At 64.8% G+C, this 16,635-nt stretch carries 24 protein-coding genes; 13 read left to right on the plus strand and 11 right to left on the minus strand.

All coding sequences use genetic code 11. From position 1 onward, the window contains the following. Positions 1-64: 64 nt before the first annotated feature. From KVX96_RS03395 to KVX96_RS03415, 5 genes are all read right to left on the minus strand, one after another. Entirely contained in the window at positions 65-778 is a 714-nt protein-coding gene (locus tag KVX96_RS03395; RefSeq protein WP_261192825.1) for an EI24 domain-containing protein, read from the minus strand. After that, complete coding sequence (locus KVX96_RS03400; RefSeq protein ID WP_261192827.1) at positions 763-1,341, minus strand: nitroreductase; 579 nt, start codon at positions 1,339-1,341, stop codon at positions 763-765. The genes KVX96_RS03395 and KVX96_RS03400 overlap by 16 nt, the downstream gene beginning before the upstream one ends. Before the next feature lie 95 nt (positions 1,342-1,436). Beyond that, entirely contained in the window at positions 1,437-1,622 is a 186-nt protein-coding gene (locus KVX96_RS03405; protein WP_261192828.1) for a hypothetical protein, read from the minus strand. After that, a complete protein-coding gene (locus KVX96_RS03410; RefSeq protein WP_261192830.1) occupies positions 1,615-2,001 on the minus strand; it encodes a YigZ family protein in 387 nt (128 codons plus the stop codon). The genes KVX96_RS03405 and KVX96_RS03410 overlap by 8 nt, the downstream gene beginning before the upstream one ends. Before the next feature lie 4 nt (positions 2,002-2,005). After that, positions 2,006-2,749, minus strand: a complete 744-nt coding sequence (locus tag KVX96_RS03415; RefSeq protein ID WP_261192832.1) for a M48 family metalloprotease — start codon at positions 2,747-2,749, stop codon at positions 2,006-2,008. A gap of 163 nt (positions 2,750-2,912) precedes the next feature. Here KVX96_RS03415 and KVX96_RS03420 point away from each other — a divergent pair, with 163 nt between their 5' ends. Beyond that, complete coding sequence (locus KVX96_RS03420; protein WP_261192833.1) at positions 2,913-3,170, plus strand: hypothetical protein; 258 nt, start codon at positions 2,913-2,915, stop codon at positions 3,168-3,170. Here KVX96_RS03420 and KVX96_RS03425 read toward each other — a convergent pair. Then, complete coding sequence (locus tag KVX96_RS03425) at positions 3,167-3,436, minus strand: DUF167 domain-containing protein (protein WP_261192834.1); 270 nt, start codon at positions 3,434-3,436, stop codon at positions 3,167-3,169. The genes KVX96_RS03420 and KVX96_RS03425 overlap by 4 nt on opposite strands. A 265-nt stretch (positions 3,437-3,701) precedes the next feature. Here KVX96_RS03425 and KVX96_RS03430 point away from each other — a divergent pair, with 265 nt between their 5' ends. Then, positions 3,702-4,808, plus strand: coding sequence for a class II histone deacetylase (locus KVX96_RS03430; RefSeq protein ID WP_261192835.1), 1,107 nt, complete (start codon positions 3,702-3,704; stop codon positions 4,806-4,808). Between the two features lie 120 nt (positions 4,809-4,928). On the opposite strand, the gene nqrM is transcribed toward KVX96_RS03430, so the two are convergent. Together nqrM and KVX96_RS03440 are read right to left on the minus strand one after the other, a co-directional pair. Then, a complete protein-coding gene (gene nqrM, locus KVX96_RS03435; protein ID WP_261192836.1) occupies positions 4,929-5,159 on the minus strand; it encodes a (Na+)-NQR maturation NqrM in 231 nt (76 codons plus the stop codon). 29 nt (positions 5,160-5,188) lie between these two features. Beyond that, positions 5,189-6,211, minus strand: a complete 1,023-nt coding sequence (locus tag KVX96_RS03440; protein WP_261192837.1) for an FAD:protein FMN transferase — start codon at positions 6,209-6,211, stop codon at positions 5,189-5,191. Positions 6,212-6,481: 270 nt separating this feature from the next. Between KVX96_RS03440 and KVX96_RS03445 the strand changes: the two genes are divergently transcribed. From KVX96_RS03445 to KVX96_RS03485, 9 genes are all read left to right on the plus strand, one after another. After that, positions 6,482-7,831: a Na(+)-translocating NADH-quinone reductase subunit A gene (locus KVX96_RS03445; RefSeq protein WP_261192838.1), complete on the plus strand. Its 1,350-nt coding sequence runs from the start codon at positions 6,482-6,484 to the stop codon at positions 7,829-7,831. A gap of 3 nt (positions 7,832-7,834) precedes the next feature. Beyond that, a complete protein-coding gene (locus KVX96_RS03450) occupies positions 7,835-9,040 on the plus strand; it encodes an NADH:ubiquinone reductase (Na(+)-transporting) subunit B (RefSeq protein ID WP_261192839.1) in 1,206 nt (401 codons plus the stop codon). Further along, complete coding sequence (locus KVX96_RS03455) at positions 9,033-9,845, plus strand: Na(+)-translocating NADH-quinone reductase subunit C (protein ID WP_261192840.1); 813 nt, start codon at positions 9,033-9,035, stop codon at positions 9,843-9,845. The genes KVX96_RS03450 and KVX96_RS03455 overlap by 8 nt, the downstream gene beginning before the upstream one ends. Further along, positions 9,845-10,498 (plus strand): NADH:ubiquinone reductase (Na(+)-transporting) subunit D, encoded by a 654-nt coding sequence (locus tag KVX96_RS03460; RefSeq protein WP_261192841.1) that lies wholly within the window; start codon positions 9,845-9,847, stop codon positions 10,496-10,498. Before KVX96_RS03455 ends, KVX96_RS03460 begins: the two co-directional genes overlap by 1 nt. Continuing rightward, the gene (gene nqrE / locus KVX96_RS03465) at positions 10,498-11,106 is read left to right on the plus strand and encodes an NADH:ubiquinone reductase (Na(+)-transporting) subunit E (protein ID WP_261192842.1); all 609 of its coding nucleotides are present in this window, start codon (positions 10,498-10,500) and stop codon (positions 11,104-11,106) included. Before KVX96_RS03460 ends, nqrE begins: the two co-directional genes overlap by 1 nt. Before the next feature lie 13 nt (positions 11,107-11,119). Then, the gene (nqrF, locus tag KVX96_RS03470) at positions 11,120-12,340 is read left to right on the plus strand and encodes an NADH:ubiquinone reductase (Na(+)-transporting) subunit F (RefSeq protein WP_261192844.1); all 1,221 of its coding nucleotides are present in this window, start codon (positions 11,120-11,122) and stop codon (positions 12,338-12,340) included. Positions 12,341-12,513: 173 nt separating this feature from the next. Beyond that, positions 12,514-13,032, plus strand: a complete 519-nt coding sequence (locus KVX96_RS03475; RefSeq protein WP_261192846.1) for a CBS domain-containing protein — start codon at positions 12,514-12,516, stop codon at positions 13,030-13,032. A gap of 115 nt (positions 13,033-13,147) precedes the next feature. Continuing rightward, positions 13,148-13,405, plus strand: coding sequence for a DUF6455 family protein (locus KVX96_RS03480; protein ID WP_261192847.1), 258 nt, complete (start codon positions 13,148-13,150; stop codon positions 13,403-13,405). Between the two features lie 22 nt (positions 13,406-13,427). Next, on the plus strand, positions 13,428-13,682 hold the full coding sequence (locus KVX96_RS03485) for a DUF6455 family protein (protein ID WP_261192849.1): 255 nt from the start codon (positions 13,428-13,430) through the stop codon (positions 13,680-13,682). A 10-nt stretch (positions 13,683-13,692) separates the two neighbouring features. On the opposite strand, the gene KVX96_RS03490 is transcribed toward KVX96_RS03485, so the two are convergent. From KVX96_RS03490 to KVX96_RS03500, 3 genes are all read right to left on the minus strand, one after another. After that, a complete protein-coding gene (locus tag KVX96_RS03490) occupies positions 13,693-13,848 on the minus strand; it encodes a hypothetical protein (RefSeq protein ID WP_261192851.1) in 156 nt (51 codons plus the stop codon). 51 nt (positions 13,849-13,899) lie between these two features. Continuing rightward, on the minus strand, positions 13,900-14,130 hold the full coding sequence (locus KVX96_RS03495; protein WP_261192853.1) for a WGR domain-containing protein: 231 nt from the start codon (positions 14,128-14,130) through the stop codon (positions 13,900-13,902). 61 nt (positions 14,131-14,191) lie between these two features. After that, positions 14,192-14,473 carry a DUF1330 domain-containing protein gene (locus tag KVX96_RS03500; protein ID WP_261192855.1) on the minus strand — a complete coding sequence of 94 codons (282 nt, stop codon included), beginning with the start codon at positions 14,471-14,473 and terminating at the stop codon, positions 14,192-14,194. 101 nt (positions 14,474-14,574) lie between these two features. On the opposite strand from KVX96_RS03500, the gene KVX96_RS03505 reads away from it, so the two are divergent. Beyond that, positions 14,575-15,450, plus strand: a complete 876-nt coding sequence (locus KVX96_RS03505; RefSeq protein WP_261192856.1) for a LysR family transcriptional regulator — start codon at positions 14,575-14,577, stop codon at positions 15,448-15,450. A gap of 94 nt (positions 15,451-15,544) precedes the next feature. Beyond that, positions 15,545-16,618 carry a DUF4274 domain-containing protein gene (locus KVX96_RS19200; protein ID WP_314733086.1) on the plus strand — a complete coding sequence of 358 codons (1,074 nt, stop codon included), beginning with the start codon at positions 15,545-15,547 and terminating at the stop codon, positions 16,616-16,618. Positions 16,619-16,635 lie beyond the last annotated feature (17 nt).

Below are 16,635 nucleotides of genomic sequence, written 5' to 3' on the forward strand. Positions count from 1 at the left end.
CGGGCGGAAGGGGCGGGCGGCCGTGTGCCTTCTACTGGAGTGGCAGGCGACCATCCAGAGGTGCCTAGGTCTTGGCCTGCGTTCCCGTCAGCCGGTGGAACAGGTGGGTGAAGGTCGCCGCGCCCAGCACCGGGATCAGCAGGTTCACGATCGGGATCGACAGCGGCACCGCCATCAGCGCGCCGGACACCCAGATCTGCGGCGCGAACTCCCGCCGCAGCACCGCCGCTTGCGCCCGGCCCACGCGGCGCATGGCCACGAGCTGGAAATATTCCCGCCCCAGAAGGAAGCCGTTCAGCAGCCAGAAGATGATCGGCGCGAGCGGGGCGAAGAAAATGTAAAGCACCAGCGCCACGAGGTTGGCGAGGATCAGCACGCCCAGAAACCCGGCCGCATCGCGGATGGTTTCGGCCAGCGGAATGCGCTCCACGGGCGGTAGGTGAGGATAGTGGCGCTCTTCCACCGCCTCGGAGACCTCTTCGAGAAAGAGCCCCATGAAGGCCGCCGCCACCGGCACCATCAGGAAGACGGACAGCCCCATCATCACGGGGATCATCGCCCAGGAGAGCGCATCGCCGACCCATGTGATCTGCCCCACGAAGGGCAGTGAGACGCTTTCCGGCACAAGCCAGGCCACGCCATACATGAAGACCACGGTGAGCCCGAACAGCAGCGCGACGGTCAGGCCGACGCCGAGCAGCAGCACCTTGCGAAAGCGCGGATCGCCGATCTGGTTCAGCGCGAGGGAGAAATCACGAAACATCAGGCGTCTACCCATTGCGTGATCGCCGCCAGATCCGGGCGCGGGCGCTCGGGCGGGGCATTGGTCTCGGTGCCGATGTGGATCATCCCCGCGATGCGCTCGTGCGCGGCAAGGCCAAGGCCCTCGGCGACGAAAGCGCGGTCGTGGCTGGCCCAGCCGGAGAGCCAGTTCGCGCCCCAGCCAGCCGCCAGCGCAGCGTTCAGCAGCGCGAGGCAGACGGCACCGGCGGAATAGGTCTGCTCTATGGCGGGGATCTTCTCGCTCGCTTTCGGGCTTTCCACCACGGCCACCACGAGGCCCGCATCGGCATATTGGCGGCGGGCCTTCTCGATGGCTTCGGCCTCCAGCCCAAGCGCCACGCCGCGGCTTTCCACCAGCGCCGCAAGCCGCTGCAGGGCGGCCTCTTCCAGCACGATGAAGCGCCAGGGTTCGAGCTTGCCATGATCCGGCGTGCGCGCGGCGGCTTCCAGCAGCGGGCCCAGATCGGCGCGCGCGGGCCAGGGCGCGGTCAGCGTCTTGGCCGGGCGGGAGCGGCGGGTGAGCAGGAAATCAAGGGCCTCGGGGCGCGGGTTCGGCATGGAAGTCTCCGGTCGTCTGGTCACATGCCATGTCGGCATGGGGCGCTGCCCATTCAAGGGCCGCTTGGGGTTTGCATCAAATGGCTGGCGGCGGGCTAGCGGGTGAGGGGGATCAGCGCGAGGGCGAAGAAGCAGAGCGCGGCTGGCACGCCATAGAGCCAAGCGCGCGTCTGCCAGCCCTCTTCCTGCGCCTTCCAGTTCTCGCGGAATGCGCGCCCGGCGAAGATCATCACCAGAAGGAACAGGATGCCCGTGACGGGCGTGAGGCTCAGGCTATCCATGGGCAGGCTCCGCTTGATCAAGGTAATGGCGCACGCAGGTCTGGACGTGGCGGAAGCGATCCCCGCCGAGCTTGGTGCCGCCGTACCAGCGTGTCACCACGATAAGGTGGTTGGTCAGGGCTTCACGCTCCAACATCCGCAGGATCACCATCCCGGCACCGCTCTCGCCATCGTCGTTTTTCAGGGGCAGTTGCTGGCCGCTATCATCCGCGAGCAGCACGGCCCATGTGTTGTGCGTGGCCTTGGCGTAGCGCTTCTGGCGGCAGAGCGCCTTGATCAGCGCCTCGGCCTCTTCCTTGCTGGCAGCAGGGCCGCCGCTGACGGAGTATTTGCTGCCCTTGTCGGACAGCACGCCTTCGAATTGCACAAGATCCGCCATGCGTTCAGTTCAGCCGCGCCGCCGTGGCGCGCACGGTTTGCATGCGGGCGGCGTTGGGCGGATGGGTGCCGAGGAAGCGGTTGCCTGGATCAGGAATGCGCGTGAAATACTCGGCGCCCTTCACCGGATCATAGCCCGCGCGATGGGCAATGACGGTGCCAAGCGCGTCGGCTTCCAGCTCGAAATCCTTCGAGTAGCTGCGCGCGCCCACGGTGGCGCCGAATTCCTGCGCGGCTTCGATGGCGGTGGCATCGCCCCCCAGTTGCGAGGCAAGGATCCCGGCCACAAGCGCGCCTGCCATGGCATTGTCCTGCTGCTTGGTGAGATGGGCGGAGATGTGATGCGCGGCCTCGTGGCCCATGATGAAGGCCAGTTCATCCTCATTCTTCACATCGGCGATGAGCGGGATCGTGAAGGCGAGGATCGGGCGGCCGGAGCGGTCCACCGTCTGGTAGGCATTGGGGGGCTGGCCGGGGCGGTCGTCCACCACGACTCGGAAATCACAGTTGGTGTTCTGCGTGCGCGCCCGGCATTCGGCCTCGGCCACGGGCTCCACGCGTTTCACGACGGAGGTGAAATTATTGGCCGCCTGCTGCGGGCTCGGCAACCCGTCGCGGCTCGCGCTTGTCTGCCCGGAGGGCGCTTGCGGCGGTGGCGGTGCAGCGCAGGCGGTGGCCAGAAGCAGCGCCAGAAGCAGCGCCAGAAGCGGCGCAGCGCGAAGGGGAGTGCGGAAAAGCCGTGTCACCATGTTGCCTGAGTGCTCTTCTTAAGTGCTTTACCTGTCTGCTGAGCCTGTCTGCCCGGAGAAAAACGCCCTCAAGGGCGTGTCTTTCTCATGAGTCTTAGCGCGCGGACACGGGGAAGGCGAGAGCGGCAGTTGCATTCGCCACGGCCCGGCGTAATCTGGCCGTATGTTTACCATCGAACACGAATTCGACGCCACGGTCGTCACCCTCGTCGATGACGGGGACGGCGGGCAGAGCCCGCTTCAGGAAGACGTTGTGATCAACGCTTTCGAGGAATGCATCACCATCGAGCAGCTGGACCCGCGCAGCGAGGAGGTGCAGGTGATCACGCTCTCCATCGCCATGCTCAACGATCTGGCCGCCGCGCTGGATTTGCCCGAGGGCGTCTACAAGCTGGTGGCCGAGAAGCGCAGGCCCGGCTAATCCAGCACGCGGAAAACCTTCTCGCGGGATGTGTCACCCCGGATCAGCGCGAGCCGCGATTTCGCGATCCCCATTTCCTTTGCTAGCAGCTTGCGCACGGCCTCGTTGGCCTTGCCTTTTTCCGGCACCGCGGTGACGGAGACTTTCAGCACACCGTCCTCCAGCCGCATCCCGTTGCGCGCCGCTTTCGGCGTGACCTTCACCGCAATCTCGCATCCGGGCGCAGTTAGGCGCGCCAGATGGGCTTTGTGGTCGGGGGGGCTCATGCGGTTGCCTCGCGTTGCCCCACATGCTGCGGTGCTGCCGCGCAGAGGGCGGTAGTCGCACTGAAGACCACGCCGGGTGAGGCGATACAGGCGGCCAGAAAGCGCGTAACATGCTGGGTGTCCATGAGAGGCGATCCAACTGCAAAAGGTGGGCGGAGTGAACCCGGCCGCTTCAGTCAAGGCAAGGAAATTATGTGCGAAAATCCCCCCATGGACGGCACGCCTGCCCCGGCCTAGGCTGGCCGCAATTGAGGAGGGTGCACCGATGACAACCGGCTTTTACTGGGATGAACGCTGTTTCTGGCACGCGGGCGGCAACTATGCCTTCACCCTGCCTTTGGGCGGGCTGGTGCAGCCGCTGGCCAGTGGCGGCTTGCCTGAGAACCCGGAAACCAAGCGGCGGCTGAAGAACCTGCTGGAGGTCACCGGCCTGATCAGCGAGCTGGATGTGCGCGGCGCAGCGCCTTCGGGGGAGGGCGATCTGCTCCGGGTGCATCCGCGTGAGTACATCAAGAACTTCAAGGCGATGTCGGATGCGGGCGGTGGCGAGCTGGGCTTGCGCACGCCTTTCGCGCAGGGCGGTTTCGAGGCTGCCACGCTGTCCGCCGGGCTGGCGCAGGACGCGCTTTTCAACGTGCTGCGCGGGGCACATGCCAATGCCTATGCGCTGTCCCGCCCGCCGGGGCACCATTGCCTGCCCGATTTCCCCAACGGCTTCTGCCTGCTGGCCAATATCGCCATCGCTGTGCAAGCGGCGCGGGCGGCGGGGCTCTGCGAGCGGGTGGCGGTGCTCGACTGGGACGTTCACCACGGCAACGGCACCGAGGCGATCTTCTACGAGGATCCCGATGTGCTCACGGTCTCGCTGCATCAGGAGCGCAACTACCCGCTTGATACCGGCGATGTGGCGGCGCGGGGGGCGGGGAGAGGCGAAGGCTTCAACGCCAACATCCCGCTGCCGCCGGGCGCGGGCCACGCCACCTATCTGGCCGCGATGGAGCGCATCGCCCTGCCGTTGATCCGTGCCTTCAAACCGGATGTGATTATCGTGGCCTGCGGGTTTGATGCCGCCGCCATCGATCCGCTGTCCCGCATGCTGGCCACCGCCGAGACGTTCCGTGCGATGACGGCGCAGGTGAAAGCTTTGGCGGAGGATATTTGCGAAGGCCGCCTCGTGGCAGTGCATGAGGGCGGGTATTCGGAAGTGTATGTGCCGTTCTGTGGCCATGCCGTGATCGCGGAACTGGCGGGGAGCGCGACGGTGGCGGTCGATCCGATGGCCGAAACGCTGGCCGCGCGGCAGCCGGGGGCGCGGTTTGAGGCCTATTGCGATTCGCATCTAGAGGAGATGCGGGAAGCTTTGGGGGCTTAGATAGACTGATCAGCCATCACGCATGTGACGGCCACGCGCCTGCCTGCCCCTGGGCAGGCGCGTTCCGCGCCCGCCCAGTCAAGCGCTCATCGCTTGTAAGTGGGGGATTTTGCTAGCAGATCAGTTGCCGAACTGGTTTACGATCTGGCCCGCACGCTTGCAGGCGAGCTTGTCGCGCAGCGGGCTGTCGGGATCGATGTCCTTCTTGCAGACAACGCATTTGTCAGCCCCGGCGATGGCGTTGAGCCCGCCGCAGCTGCCCTTGATCGTGCGGCCCTTGAACATCACGCCCACGGCCATGCCGGTGACGACGAGGGTGAGAAGGATGAAGGCGAGTACGAAGGTGGCCATGATCTGCGTCCGTGTGCTTGCTTGAAGGTTTATTTATTGCCTTCGACGTAGGAATCAAAGGCGCGAGATGACGCGGTCACGAAATCGTTGCCTTCGCGGCTGATGAAATAGACGGCCAGCCCAAGCGCCTCGGCGGCCTCAAGCCCGCGCGCCTGCCCCATCGCGAGCATCGCCGTGGCCCAGCCATCGGCAAGCATCGCGTTCTCTGCGAGCACCGTAACAGAGGCCGTCTTGTGGGTGATCGGGCGGCCGGTGTTGGGATCGATGATGTGGCTGTAGCGGATGCCGTCATCCTCGAAATAGTTGCGGTAGTCGCCCGAGGTCGCCATGCCGGTGTTCTCCACCGGCAGCACCAGTTGCAGCGTCTTGCTGCGCGCGTCGGGCTTTTCGATGCCGATGGACCACGGCTTGTTCTCGGCGTTCTTGCCGGAGGCCACCAGATCGCCGCCGATTTCCACCAGATAGCGGCTGATGTCCTTGGAGGCCACGAGCGCGGCCACTTCGTCCACGCCGTATCCTTTTGCAATCGCGGAGAGATTCACCGATACGCCGGGCTTTTCCTTCTTCAGCGTCGGCCCCTCGGCGAGCGTCAGAAGGCTCAGTTGGCCCACGTCGGAGAGCGCGGCGAGGATCTCGGCATCCGTCGGGATCGGCTCGCCGGGCTTCTTCGGGCCAAAGCCCCAAAGTTCGATCAGCGGGGCGAGCGTCACGTCGAAGACGCCGCCCGAGCCAAGGTGGATGCCGTTGGCGGCCTCCATCACATAGGCAAATTCCGCCGACACCGGCTGCGCGCCCAGATCGGTGGAGGCGTTGAAACGCGAAACCTCGGAGTTCGGATCCCAGTTGCTCATCTGGGCGTTCACCCGCGCGAGCACAGCCTCGATATCGGCGTGCAGCGCCTCGGCCTCCAGCCCTTCCGGCATGTCCACCACCGTCACGCTGTAGGTGGTGCCCATGGTTTCGCCCACAAGCCGCACGGGCTCGGGCTCATCGGTGGAAAACAGGCAGGCTGAAAGGGCGAAAGGGGCGATCAAAGCAGGGAGAAGGCGCATGGCGTCAGGTCACCGGGGTTCGTGAGTCTGGGTTGCGGGTGTGTTTCATGCGGCCCCGGCGGTGTCAATTGGCGTGGGGTGAGACATTAAGACGTGCGTTTTCCGGTAAATTCGCACCCGCAGCATGTTGCCCTGACTGGATTAGCTGAATAAAAGCGGGCGCGATGACCGCAGGGCAGGGGCTGATGCGCCGCGCGGTGATTCATGCTATGTGCTGCCCTGTTTGAAAAGACCATCGCGCCCCTGTGGCGCCTGAACTTGCCGAGGCCTATGTCAGAATTCGTACTCAAGCGGGGTCTTGATCTGCCGATTACCGGTGCCCCCGACCAGAAGATCAGCGAGGGCGCTGCACCGGCGTCCGTGGCCCTGATCGGAGCCGATTATGTCGGCTTGAAACCGAAGATGCTGATTGCCGAAGGCGATGAGGTCGTGCGTGGCACGCCGCTCTTCTGCCACAAGGACGATCCCGAGGTGATGTATGTCGCTCCCGCCAAAGGCCGGGTGCGCGCGATCAACCGGGGCGCGCGCCGCGTGCTGCAGAGCGTCGTGATCGACGTGGACGACATCAGCGATGCGGGCATGGATTTCGGCAAGGCCGATCCTGCCGCGCTCACCGGCGATGACCTGCGCGCCAAGCTGGCGGCCTCTGGCCTCTGGACGGGCTTCCTGACCCGCCCCTACGCCAAGGTGCCCGCACTGGACAGCGCCGCTGCCGACATTTTCGTAACCGCCATGGACAGCGAGCCGCTTTCGGCGGATGCCGCCGTGATCCTCGCCGAGAAAACGGCGGAGTTCCGCGCCGGTGTGACGGCGCTCACCAAGCTCACCGAAGGCCGCGTCTTCGTCTGTACCGCACCGGGCACGCAAGCCGGTGTGGACGGCATCGAGCGCGTGGAAACCCACAGCTTTGCCGGCCCGCACCCCGCCGGGCTTGCTGGCACGCATATGCACTTCCTGTCCGTCCCCACGGCTGAAAAGACCGTCTGGTCCATCGGCTATCAGGACGTGATCGCCATCGGCGCACTGCTGCTGACCGGCCATCTGGACATCACCCGCGTGATCTCCCTTGCTGGCCCGCTCGCCGCCAACCCGCGCCTCGTGCGCACGGTGACGGGCGCTTCGCTGGCCGAACTGACCGATGGTGAGATCGCTGGCGATGAGCCTTGCCGCGTGATTTCGGGCTCCGTGCTTTCGGGCACGCAAGCCGAAGGTCCGTTCGCCTATCTGGGCCGCTACGCGCGTCAGGTGACGCTGATCAAGGAAGACGCCGACCAGAGCGTTCTGGGCTGGATCATTCCGCAGCCGAACAAGTTCTCGGTGCTGCCGGTTCTGGCCTCGGCCATGAGCAAGAACAAGCTGTTCAACATGACCTCGAACCTCAACGGCGGCCGCCGTGCGATGGTGCCGACGGGCGTGTTCGAGCGGCTGATGCCGCAGGATTTCCTGCCCACCCAACTGCTGCGCGCCCTTCTGGTGATGGACACCGACACCGCCCAGGCGCTGGGCGCGCTTGAACTGGCCGAGGAAGACGTCGCGCTCTGCGCGTTTGCCTGCCCGGCCAAGTATGAGTATGGCCTCGCCCTGCGCGACAGCCTGCAAAAGATCGAGAAGGAAGGCTGACCCATGGGACTGCGCAGTTTCTTCGACCGGATCGAGCCCAATTTCGAGAAGGGCGGCAAGTACGAGAAGTTCTTCCCGCTCTACGAGATGGTCGAATCCTTTATCTACACGCCGAAAACCGTCACGACCGTTGCGCCGCACGCGCGCAGCTACGTGGATATGAAGCGCATCATGACCTACGTCGTGATCGCCACGATCCCCTGTATCCTGATGGCGCTCTACAACACCGGCCTGCAAACCAACTCCGCCCTCACGGCCCTTGGGCCTGACAGCCACACCGGCTGGCGCGTGGCGGTGATGCAGTTCCTCGGTTTCTCGCTGGAGCCGGGCCTGATCGCCAACCTCTTCCACGGCTTCCTCTACTTCCTGCCGATCTACGTGGTGACGCTGGTTGTCGGCGGCATCTGGGAAGTGATCTTCGCCACCGTGCGCGGCCATGAAGTGAACGAGGGCTTCCTCGTGACCTCCATGCTCTACGTGCTGATCCTGCCGGCTTCCACGCCGCTGTGGCAGGTGGCTCTGGGCATCAGCTTCGGCGTGGTGCTGGGCAAGGAAGTCTTCGGCGGCACCGGCAAGAACTTCCTGAACCCCGCCCTCACCGGCCGGGCGTTCCTCTACTTCGCTTACCCGGCCAACATGTCCGGCGACAAGATCTGGACGCCCGTTGACGGGTTCTCCGGCGCGACCTCGCTCGGCATTTCCGCCGCCGAAGGCGTGCAGGCGCTGGCCGGCTACGGCATCACCTGGTGGGACGCTTTCGTGGGCACCATTCAGGGCTCGCTCGGTGAAACCAGCGCGCTGGCCGCGATGATTGGCCTTGCCTTCCTGCTTGTCACCCGCATCGCCAACTGGCGCCTGATCGTGGGTTGCATGGGCGGCATGATCGGCTTCTCGCTGCTGCTCAACCTGATCGGTTCCGACACCAACCCGATGTTCGCCATGCCCTGGTACTGGCACTTCGTGCTCGGCGGCTATGCCTTCGGCCTTGCCTTCATGGTGACCGAACCCGTCTCGGCCTCCCACACCAACGTGGGCCGCTACATCTACGGCGCGCTGATCGGTTTCATGGTTGTGATGATCCGTGTGCTGAACCCGGCGTTCCCGGAAGGCATGATGCTGGCCATCCTGTTCGCAAACATCTTCGCCCCGCTGATCGACTACTTCGTCGTGCGGGCCAACATTAGCCGGAGGGCCAAGCGCCATGTCTGAGCAAGAGCTCAACACCCCGGAGGCCAAGGGCCCGATCGGCCGCTTCTTGGCCGCAAGCCCCGACAGCACCGTGAAAACCATCACCGTGGCCGTCGTGCTCTGCCTGTTCTGCTCCATGGTCGTGGCCATGGCCGCCGTGAACCTGCGCCCGGTGCAGGAGGCCAACAAGCTGCGCGACAAGCAGGTCAACATCCTGCAGGTCGCCGGCCTCTATGAGCCGGGCGTCGATGTCTCCGAAGCCTTCGCCGCCTTCGAGCCGCGCGTGGTGGAACTGGCAACCGGCACCTACACCGACCAGTTCGACGCGGCCACTTTTGATGACCGCGCCGCGGCCTCCGATCCGACCCTGAGCATCGCTCTGGACGACGATCCGGCCAGCATCGGCCGCCAGAGCAAATTCGCCACCGTCTACCTGCTGAAGGATGACGCCGGCGCGCTCGACAAGGTGATCCTGCCGATCTACGGCTACGGCCTGTGGTCCACGCTCTATGGCTTCATCGCGCTGGAAGAGAACGGCAACGACATCTACGGCCTGCAGTTCTACGAGCACGCTGAAACGCCGGGCCTCGGTGCCGAGGTGGACAACCCGCGCTGGAAAGCGCTCTGGAACGGCAAGCAGCTGCGTGACGAAGACGGCGCGCTGAAGATCACCGTAGCCAAGGGCACGGGCGATCCCCGCTTCCACGTGGACGCGCTGGCTGGCGCCACCCTCACCTCCGTCGGCGTCGACAACCTCGTGCGCTTCTGGATGGGCGAGGCCGGCTTCACGCCCTTCCTTGAAAACCTGAAGGCAGGAGAGCTGTAATGGCCCAGACCCGCAAGACACTGCTCGTCGATCCGCTGGTCGACAACAACCCGATCACGCTTCAGGTTCTGGGCATCTGTTCCGCCCTCGCGGTGACCTCCTCGCTGAAGGTGGCCTTCGTGATGGCGCTCGCCGTGACCTTCGTGACCGCCTTTTCGAGCTTCTTCATCTCGATCCTGCGCAACCAGATCCCGAACTCGATCCGGATCATCGTGCAGATGGTGATCATCGCCTCGCTCGTGATCCTCGTGGATCAGGTGCTGAAGGCCTATGCCTTCGAGATCTCGAAAACGCTCTCGGTCTTCGTCGGCCTGATCATCACCAACTGTATCGTGATGGGCCGCGCCGAAGCCTTCGCCATGAAGAACCCGCCGGTGGCGAGCTTCATCGACGGCATCGGCAACGGCCTTGGCTACGGTCTGATCCTGATGCTCGTCGGTTTCGTGCGCGAGCTCTTCGGCTCGGGCTCGCTCTTCGGCATCACCATTTTCGAGACGGTCAACAACGGTGGCTGGTACGTGCCCAACGGCATGCTGCTTCTGCCGCCGTCGGCCTTCTTCCTGATCGGCCTGATCATCTGGGCCTTCCGCACCTGGAAGCCCGCGCAGGTCGAAGAACGTGAATACAAGATCCAGACGGTGGAGGCTCACTGATGGAAGGGCTGCTTTCCCTGGCCGTTAAGGCCATCTTCGTCGAGAACCTCGCGCTCTCCTTCTTCCTCGGCATGTGTACCTTCATCGCCGTGTCTAAGAAGATTTCGACCGCGATCGGCCTCGGCATCTCGGTGATGCTCGTGCAAACGATCACCGTGCCCGCCAACAACCTGATCCTCACCTACCTGCTGAAGCCCGGCGCGCTGTCGTGGGCCGGCTTCCCGGACGTGGACCTGACCTTCCTCGGCCTGATCTCCTACATCGGGGTGATCGCCGCCATGGTGCAGATCCTCGAGATGATCCTCGATAAGTACTTCCCGCCGCTCTACAACGCGCTGGGGATCTTCCTGCCGCTCATCACCGTGAACTGCGCCATCCTTGGCGGCTCGCTCTTCATGGTGGAACGGGATTACTCCTTCCCGGAGTCGGTGACTTACGGCCTGTCTTCCGGCTTTGGCTGGGCGCTTGCCATCACCGCGATGGCCGGTGTGCGCGAGAAGCTTAAGTACTCCGATATCCCGGACGGCCTGCAGGGCCTGGGCATCACCTTCATCACCGCCGGCCTGATGGCCATGGGCTTCATGTCCTTCTCCGGCGTCAAACTGTAAGGAGACAAGAGGAATGGAAACCTTTTCGCTCGGCGTTCTCCTCTTCACGCTGATCGTGCTGGCGCTCGTGACCGTGATCATGTTCGCCCGCTCGCGCCTCGTGTCCTCGGGCAACGTCAACATCACCATCAACGGTGAGAAAACGATCTCTGTCCCCGCCGGTGGCAAGCTGCTGCAAACGCTCGCGGCCGAGAAGCTCTTCGTGCCCTCCGCCTGCGGCGGCGGCGGCACCTGCGCCCAGTGCCGGGTCAAGGTGCTGGACGGCGGCGGCTCCATCCTGCCGACCGAGGAAAGCCACATCACCAAGCGCGAGGCCGCCTGTGGCGATCGCCTCTCCTGCCAGGTGGCCGTGAAGCAGGACATGGAAATCGAAGTCCCGGAAGAGGTCTTCGGTGTGAAGAAATGGCGCTGTAAAGTGCGCTCGAACGACAACGTGGCGACCTTCATCAAGGAGCTGGTGCTGGAACTGCCCGAAGGCGAGGACGTGAAGTTCCGCGCCGGTGGCTACATCCAGATCGAGTGCCCGCCCTATGCGCTCTCCTACAAGGAGTTCGACATCGATGAGGAATACCATCCGGATTGGGACAAGTTCAAAATCTGGGACGTGAACTCCAAAGTCGATGAGCCGGTGGAACGCGCCTACTCGATGGCCAACTACCCGGAAGAGAAGGGCATCGTGATGCTCAACGTCCGGATCGCCTCGCCGCCTCCGGGCTCCGAAGGCATCCCGGCCGGCAAGATGTCCTCCTACATCTTCAACCTGAAACCGGGTGACGAGGTGACGATCTCTGGTCCGTTCGGCGAGTTCTTCGCCCGCGACACCAAGAAAGAGATGGTCTTCGTGGGCGGTGGTGCCGGTATGGCGCCGATGCGCTCGCATATCTTCGACCAGCTGCGCCGCATCAAGACCGATCGCAAGATCACCTTCTGGTACGGCGCCCGCTCCAAGCGCGAAATGTTCTACGTGGAAGATTTCGACATGTTGGCCGCGGAGAACGAGAACTTCGAATGGCACGTGGCGCTGTCCGACGCGATGCCGGAGGACAACTGGACGGGCTACACCGGCTTCATCCACAACGTCTTGTTCGAGGAATACCTCAAGAACCACCCGGCGCCGGAAGATTGCGAATTCTACATGTGTGGCCCGCCCATCATGAACCAATCCGTGATCAACATGCTGCTCGATCTCGGTGTGGATCGCGAAGACATCATGCTGGACGATTTCGGCGGCTAAGCCCGCTGACCCAAGCGACAGACAGATCGGAAAAGGCCACCCCGCGCGGGTGGCCTTTTTCCTTTCCGAAAGGGGATTTGCGCTGCGGCGCAATAAAATGTCTCGCCAAATGGTGACCCTGCGATAAGCTGGAGGCAAGACTCGCGCATGTCTTTCTTGAGGAGGAGCAAAACATGGCACCCACATCCTACCAGTCCAAGATGAAGGGCGATGATCCCAAGACCCACAGCCAGAGCGTCGATCAGGTTGTGGCCATGGGCAATGCGACGGTGGCGACGATCCTCGAAGGCAAGGGCAGCGATGTCTACGCGGTGCGCCCTCAGGACACGATCGCCGAGGCCACGCGGGTGATGAAGGAGAAGCACATCGGCGCGGTGGTGGTGAAGGATGCCGCCGGGGCGCTCGTGGGCATCCTCTCGGAGCGCGACATCGTGCGCCAGCTGGCCGATACGCCGGGCCAGACGCTGAGCCACACGGTGGAGGCCCTGATGACGAAAAGCCCCGTGACCTGCTCGCCCGATGAGCCGCTGCTGGCGATGCTGCAGCGGATGACGGAAGGGCGCTTCCGCCACCTGCCGGTGATGGAGGAAGATCGCCTTGTGGGGGTGATCACCATCGGCGACGTGGTGAGCTACCGCCTGCGCGAGCTGGAATATGAAGCGCTGAAAATGAAGCAGATGATCGTGGGCTAGGACCCGCGCTTCGGAGTCTCAAAAGGGGGCCTTGATGCAGATCAAGGCCCCCTTTGCCGTTTTTGGCTCTGCTTTGCCTCATGCAACAGGGATCAGGCAGAGGGAGCCCGCGTCGATGAAGCCGCTTGGAGACGAACGAAAGCACTATTGGCTGGCCACACGGATGGCCGATGCCGCCGATGTGAATCTCGTGGAGGCTTTCACAGATGGGCGGCTCAGCTCGAAGGAGTGGGCCGGGCTCGTGACTCGCTGCCGGGGCTGTCAATGGGTCGAGGGCTGCGAGCGCTGGCTGGAGGCCGAGCATCCCGGTGCCGATGTGCCCGCGGGCTGCCGCAACGGCCGCGTTTTCGACGCCCTGAAGATCCCTGCTTGACCGGACCAGAGGAGGAACACCCATGCCCAGCAATGAACAGTTCAAGCGCCACGCCATTCTAGTGGACCGCATGGCCGAGACCCTCGGCGTCGACCTGCAGGAGAAAGTCCTGCGGGGCGAAACCGATATGGTGGAGATCGAGGAAGCTGTCTTCCGCTGCACCGCCTGCACCGATCCGGGCACCTGCGCCCATTGGCTGGACGCCGCGCAGGGCGTGCAGGAGCAAACGCCGCCCTATTGCCGCAATGCAGATATGATGGCTGCGCTGAAAGGCTAAGCCCGCGCCTTTACAGGAAGCCGCGCAGCACGGGCAGCAGGCTCGCCGCTGCGACACCCACCACCGCGCCGACGATCAGGCGCATGGCCGGCGTCTTGAAGCCGGGTGCGGCGAGGCTCAGCAGGCCACAGACGGCGGCATAGAAGATGAGGGCGACGGGATCCATGGCTTGAGCCTAGGCGCATCTGCCTGTTTCTGGCAACGGTTTCTGCGCCGCTCAGGCCCGCAGGTAGCCTTTGCGCAGGAGTCTTTCGCGGGCGCGGTCCGCCTCCAGCGAGGCGGCGCGCAGATCGGAAAAGAGGCGGATCCTCTGCCGCCCCTGCCGCCCGCGCGCGCCCCATTCCATCACCACGGACCACTCGCCGAACAGGTTCAACTGGATCTCGATCCGGTAGAAGCCGGGGCGGCGGTTAGGGTCTGGTTGTGTGAGCAGCAGGCAGACTGGCATGAGCGAAACGTAGGGGAAGCGCGATTCGCCCGCAAGCCCGATGTGACGCGCGCGGGGGCCCTTAGCCCACAAGGATGATGCTGCTGGTGCCAGACGCGCGGCGCAGGGCATGCACCTCGGCCAGCGCCGGATCATCCCGCCACGCCAGCGCGGCCTCGCGGCTGGGGAAGCTCAGCACGCCCGCCATCGTCGGCAGGGGCAGCCCATCGTCCAGCAGCGTTGGCGTCGGGCTCGCGGCCTCCAGCTTGCCGCCGTGGCGGGCAAGTGCTTCGCCCGCGCGTTCGCGATAGGCGGCAAGGGCTTCGGGATCGGTGATGGTCATGTTGACGGTCGCGTAGATCATGGGGGTGGGCCTTTCCTTTTCGGTGATGGTGGGAAGGTAAGCGCGGCCGGCTTTTGCGAAAACCGGGTGCTTTTGCAGATGTCCCATGCAAAACTGCATGCATGAAAGAAGATTGGGACGATCTGCGCGCCGTGCTGATGGTGGTGCGCCATGGTTCGCTCGCGCGGGCGGCAGAGGCGCTGGGGGTGAACTACACCACCGTGGCCCGCCGCATCGCGCAGGCCGAGGAGACCTACGACACGCGCTTCTTCGAGCGCCTGCCCGCAGGCTATGCCGCGACGCCAGAGGGCGAAGCCGCCGCTCGCGCTGCCGAAGCCATGGCCGAGCGCGAAACCGGCCTGCGGCTGCAACTGGCCGGGCAGGACGCGCGGCTCTCCGGTCCGCTCACCGTCACCGCGCCCGCACTGCTGATCAGCTCGCACCTATGTGGCGTCTTCGATGCCTTCACCCGCGCCCACCCGGATGTGGACTTGCGCGTGCTGGCCGCCAACGAGGTGCTGAACCTGAACCGCCGAGAAGCCGATCTGGCGGTGCGCATCAGCAATGACCCGGGCGACACGCTCACCGGGCGACGGCTGGTGCGCCAGCAGACCGCCGCCTTTGCCGCGCCCGCGCTGGCCGCGCGGCTGCGCGATGTGCCGGATACCCCGCTGGAATGGATCGGCTTCACCTTCTGGGAGGCCCCGCCAAAAGCCTCACGGCAGGCCCATCCCGAAGCCCGCATCCGCCTGCGGTTTGACGATATGATCGCCGTAATCGGGGCCACGCAGGCCGGGCTTGGGGTGGCGCGGATGCCGATCTTCGTTGGCCGCGCCGCGGGGCTTGAGCAGGTGCCGGTGATGGAGCCGCAACCCTATACCGATATCTGGATGGTCGCCCATCGCGACGTCTGGCCCGCCGCCAAGGTGGCCGCCATGCGGGCGCTGATCGTGGCGCGCTTCGCGCAGGCGCAGGGCGAGTTCACCACGGACGCCTGACGTGCAGCCGTGCCGCAGCCTGTGAAGGCGCGCTTTGGCTGGTATCGGGCGCGCCGCCGCGCTACACGGGCGCAACGGAAGGGATGAGGACACCATGGCAACTCAGGACAAAGTGCTCGCAACCGTGAGCGCCTCTGCGCCCCGGCGCATATTCGCGATGGGGGTGCTGGGCATTCTCGGGCTTCTGCTGATCTACATCGCCTTCTCCACGCCCCCGGACTCGCTCGGCTGGCAGATCTTCCTGATCGCCTTCGGGGCCTTTGCCGTCTGGGCGGCGGTGGTGCTGGGCAAGGCCACGCAGCATGTGATCGAGCTCACGCCCACCGAGCTGCGCGAAAGCACCGGCCGCGTGCTCTGCCGCGTGGAAGACATTGAGGACGTGAGCCGTGGCGTCTTCGCGATGAAGCCTTCCAATGGCTTCCTGATCAAAGTGAAGAATGCCGAGCGCCGCGCCTGGGCGCCGGGGCTCTGGTGGCGGCTCTATGGCCGCATCGGCGTGGGCGGGGTGACGGCGGCGAGCCAGTCCAAGGTGATGTCGGAGATCATCGCCGCCATTCTGGCCGAGCGCATGGGCGTGTCCGGCACCAACGCTTTCACCGAGGCACTGATGGCGGTGCAGCCGAAACCCGCGCCGCTGCCCGAGCCGGACGCCGAACTGCCGCTGGAAGAGCGCGTGGTGGCCGGGATGCTGGGCTGGCTTTCGATGCGCGACCCGGACGACTGGCACGAGGTGGCGATCAGCTACAACTGGGATCGTTCGATCGAGCCGCTGCTGTGGATGCTGGCGCAGCCGACCTGCGATCAGGCCACCGTGGCGACGCTCTTCTGGCGCGCAAGCCCCGTGGATGCGTTGGGCCACACCGATCTGGACGCCGCGCGCAAGGCCTACAACGGCAAGGGCTTTGAAGTGGTGCAAGCCATCATCGCTCAGCTCAACGCGGGCGGCTACGCGCGTTCCGAGATTGCCTTTGAGGGCCATAAGCTGGGCGGCAGCGTCGAAAGCTGGCAGGCCCGTGCCGAAGGGGCGGGGCTTACGGGCGATCTGCCCGCGTGGCTTTGGGAAAAGCGCGGCGGGCGGGATCTGTCGGAGCCGCGTTACACCGAAGGCCTGCCGCGCCCGATCGTCGAATGGGTCTTTCCGGATTGGGAAGAGGGCTGGGGCGACTGAGGCCGCCCCTAGGCCTG

This window comes from Pseudoruegeria sp. SHC-113, assembly GCF_025376885.1.
Lineage (GTDB): Bacteria > Pseudomonadota > Alphaproteobacteria > Rhodobacterales > Rhodobacteraceae > Pseudoruegeria.

Coding starts and splice junctions, on each gene's coding strand:
- KVX96_RS03395 (WP_261192825.1), bottom strand. CDS start 778: ATGGGTAGACGCCTGATGTTTCGTGATTTCTCCCTCGCGCTGAACCAG.
- KVX96_RS19200 (WP_314733086.1), top strand. CDS start 15,545: ATGGCAACTCAGGACAAAGTGCTCGCAACCGTGAGCGCCTCTGCGCCC.
- KVX96_RS03460 (WP_261192841.1), top strand. CDS start 9,845: ATGGCCCAGACCCGCAAGACACTGCTCGTCGATCCGCTGGTCGACAAC.
- KVX96_RS03405 (WP_261192828.1), bottom strand. CDS start 1,622: ATGGATAGCCTGAGCCTCACGCCCGTCACGGGCATCCTGTTCCTTCTG.
- KVX96_RS03430 (WP_261192835.1), top strand. CDS start 3,702: ATGACAACCGGCTTTTACTGGGATGAACGCTGTTTCTGGCACGCGGGC.
- nqrE (WP_261192842.1), top strand. CDS start 10,498: ATGGAAGGGCTGCTTTCCCTGGCCGTTAAGGCCATCTTCGTCGAGAAC.
- KVX96_RS03485 (WP_261192849.1), top strand. CDS start 13,428: ATGCCCAGCAATGAACAGTTCAAGCGCCACGCCATTCTAGTGGACCGC.
- KVX96_RS03450 (WP_261192839.1), top strand. CDS start 7,835: ATGGGACTGCGCAGTTTCTTCGACCGGATCGAGCCCAATTTCGAGAAG.
- KVX96_RS03440 (WP_261192837.1), bottom strand. CDS start 6,211: ATGCGCCTTCTCCCTGCTTTGATCGCCCCTTTCGCCCTTTCAGCCTGC.
- KVX96_RS03445 (WP_261192838.1), top strand. CDS start 6,482: ATGTCAGAATTCGTACTCAAGCGGGGTCTTGATCTGCCGATTACCGGT.
- KVX96_RS03475 (WP_261192846.1), top strand. CDS start 12,514: ATGGCACCCACATCCTACCAGTCCAAGATGAAGGGCGATGATCCCAAG.
- KVX96_RS03500 (WP_261192855.1), bottom strand. CDS start 14,473: ATGATCTACGCGACCGTCAACATGACCATCACCGATCCCGAAGCCCTT.
- KVX96_RS03495 (WP_261192853.1), bottom strand. CDS start 14,130: ATGCCAGTCTGCCTGCTGCTCACACAACCAGACCCTAACCGCCGCCCC.
- KVX96_RS03480 (WP_261192847.1), top strand. CDS start 13,148: ATGAAGCCGCTTGGAGACGAACGAAAGCACTATTGGCTGGCCACACGG.
- KVX96_RS03425 (WP_261192834.1), bottom strand. CDS start 3,436: ATGAGCCCCCCCGACCACAAAGCCCATCTGGCGCGCCTAACTGCGCCC.
- KVX96_RS03420 (WP_261192833.1), top strand. CDS start 2,913: ATGTTTACCATCGAACACGAATTCGACGCCACGGTCGTCACCCTCGTC.
- KVX96_RS03455 (WP_261192840.1), top strand. CDS start 9,033: ATGTCTGAGCAAGAGCTCAACACCCCGGAGGCCAAGGGCCCGATCGGC.
- nqrF (WP_261192844.1), top strand. CDS start 11,120: ATGGAAACCTTTTCGCTCGGCGTTCTCCTCTTCACGCTGATCGTGCTG.
- KVX96_RS03415 (WP_261192832.1), bottom strand. CDS start 2,749: ATGGTGACACGGCTTTTCCGCACTCCCCTTCGCGCTGCGCCGCTTCTG.
- KVX96_RS03505 (WP_261192856.1), top strand. CDS start 14,575: ATGAAAGAAGATTGGGACGATCTGCGCGCCGTGCTGATGGTGGTGCGC.
- KVX96_RS03400 (WP_261192827.1), bottom strand. CDS start 1,341: ATGCCGAACCCGCGCCCCGAGGCCCTTGATTTCCTGCTCACCCGCCGC.
- KVX96_RS03410 (WP_261192830.1), bottom strand. CDS start 2,001: ATGGCGGATCTTGTGCAATTCGAAGGCGTGCTGTCCGACAAGGGCAGC.
- nqrM (WP_261192836.1), bottom strand. CDS start 5,159: ATGGCCACCTTCGTACTCGCCTTCATCCTTCTCACCCTCGTCGTCACC.
- KVX96_RS03490 (WP_261192851.1), bottom strand. CDS start 13,848: ATGGATCCCGTCGCCCTCATCTTCTATGCCGCCGTCTGTGGCCTGCTG.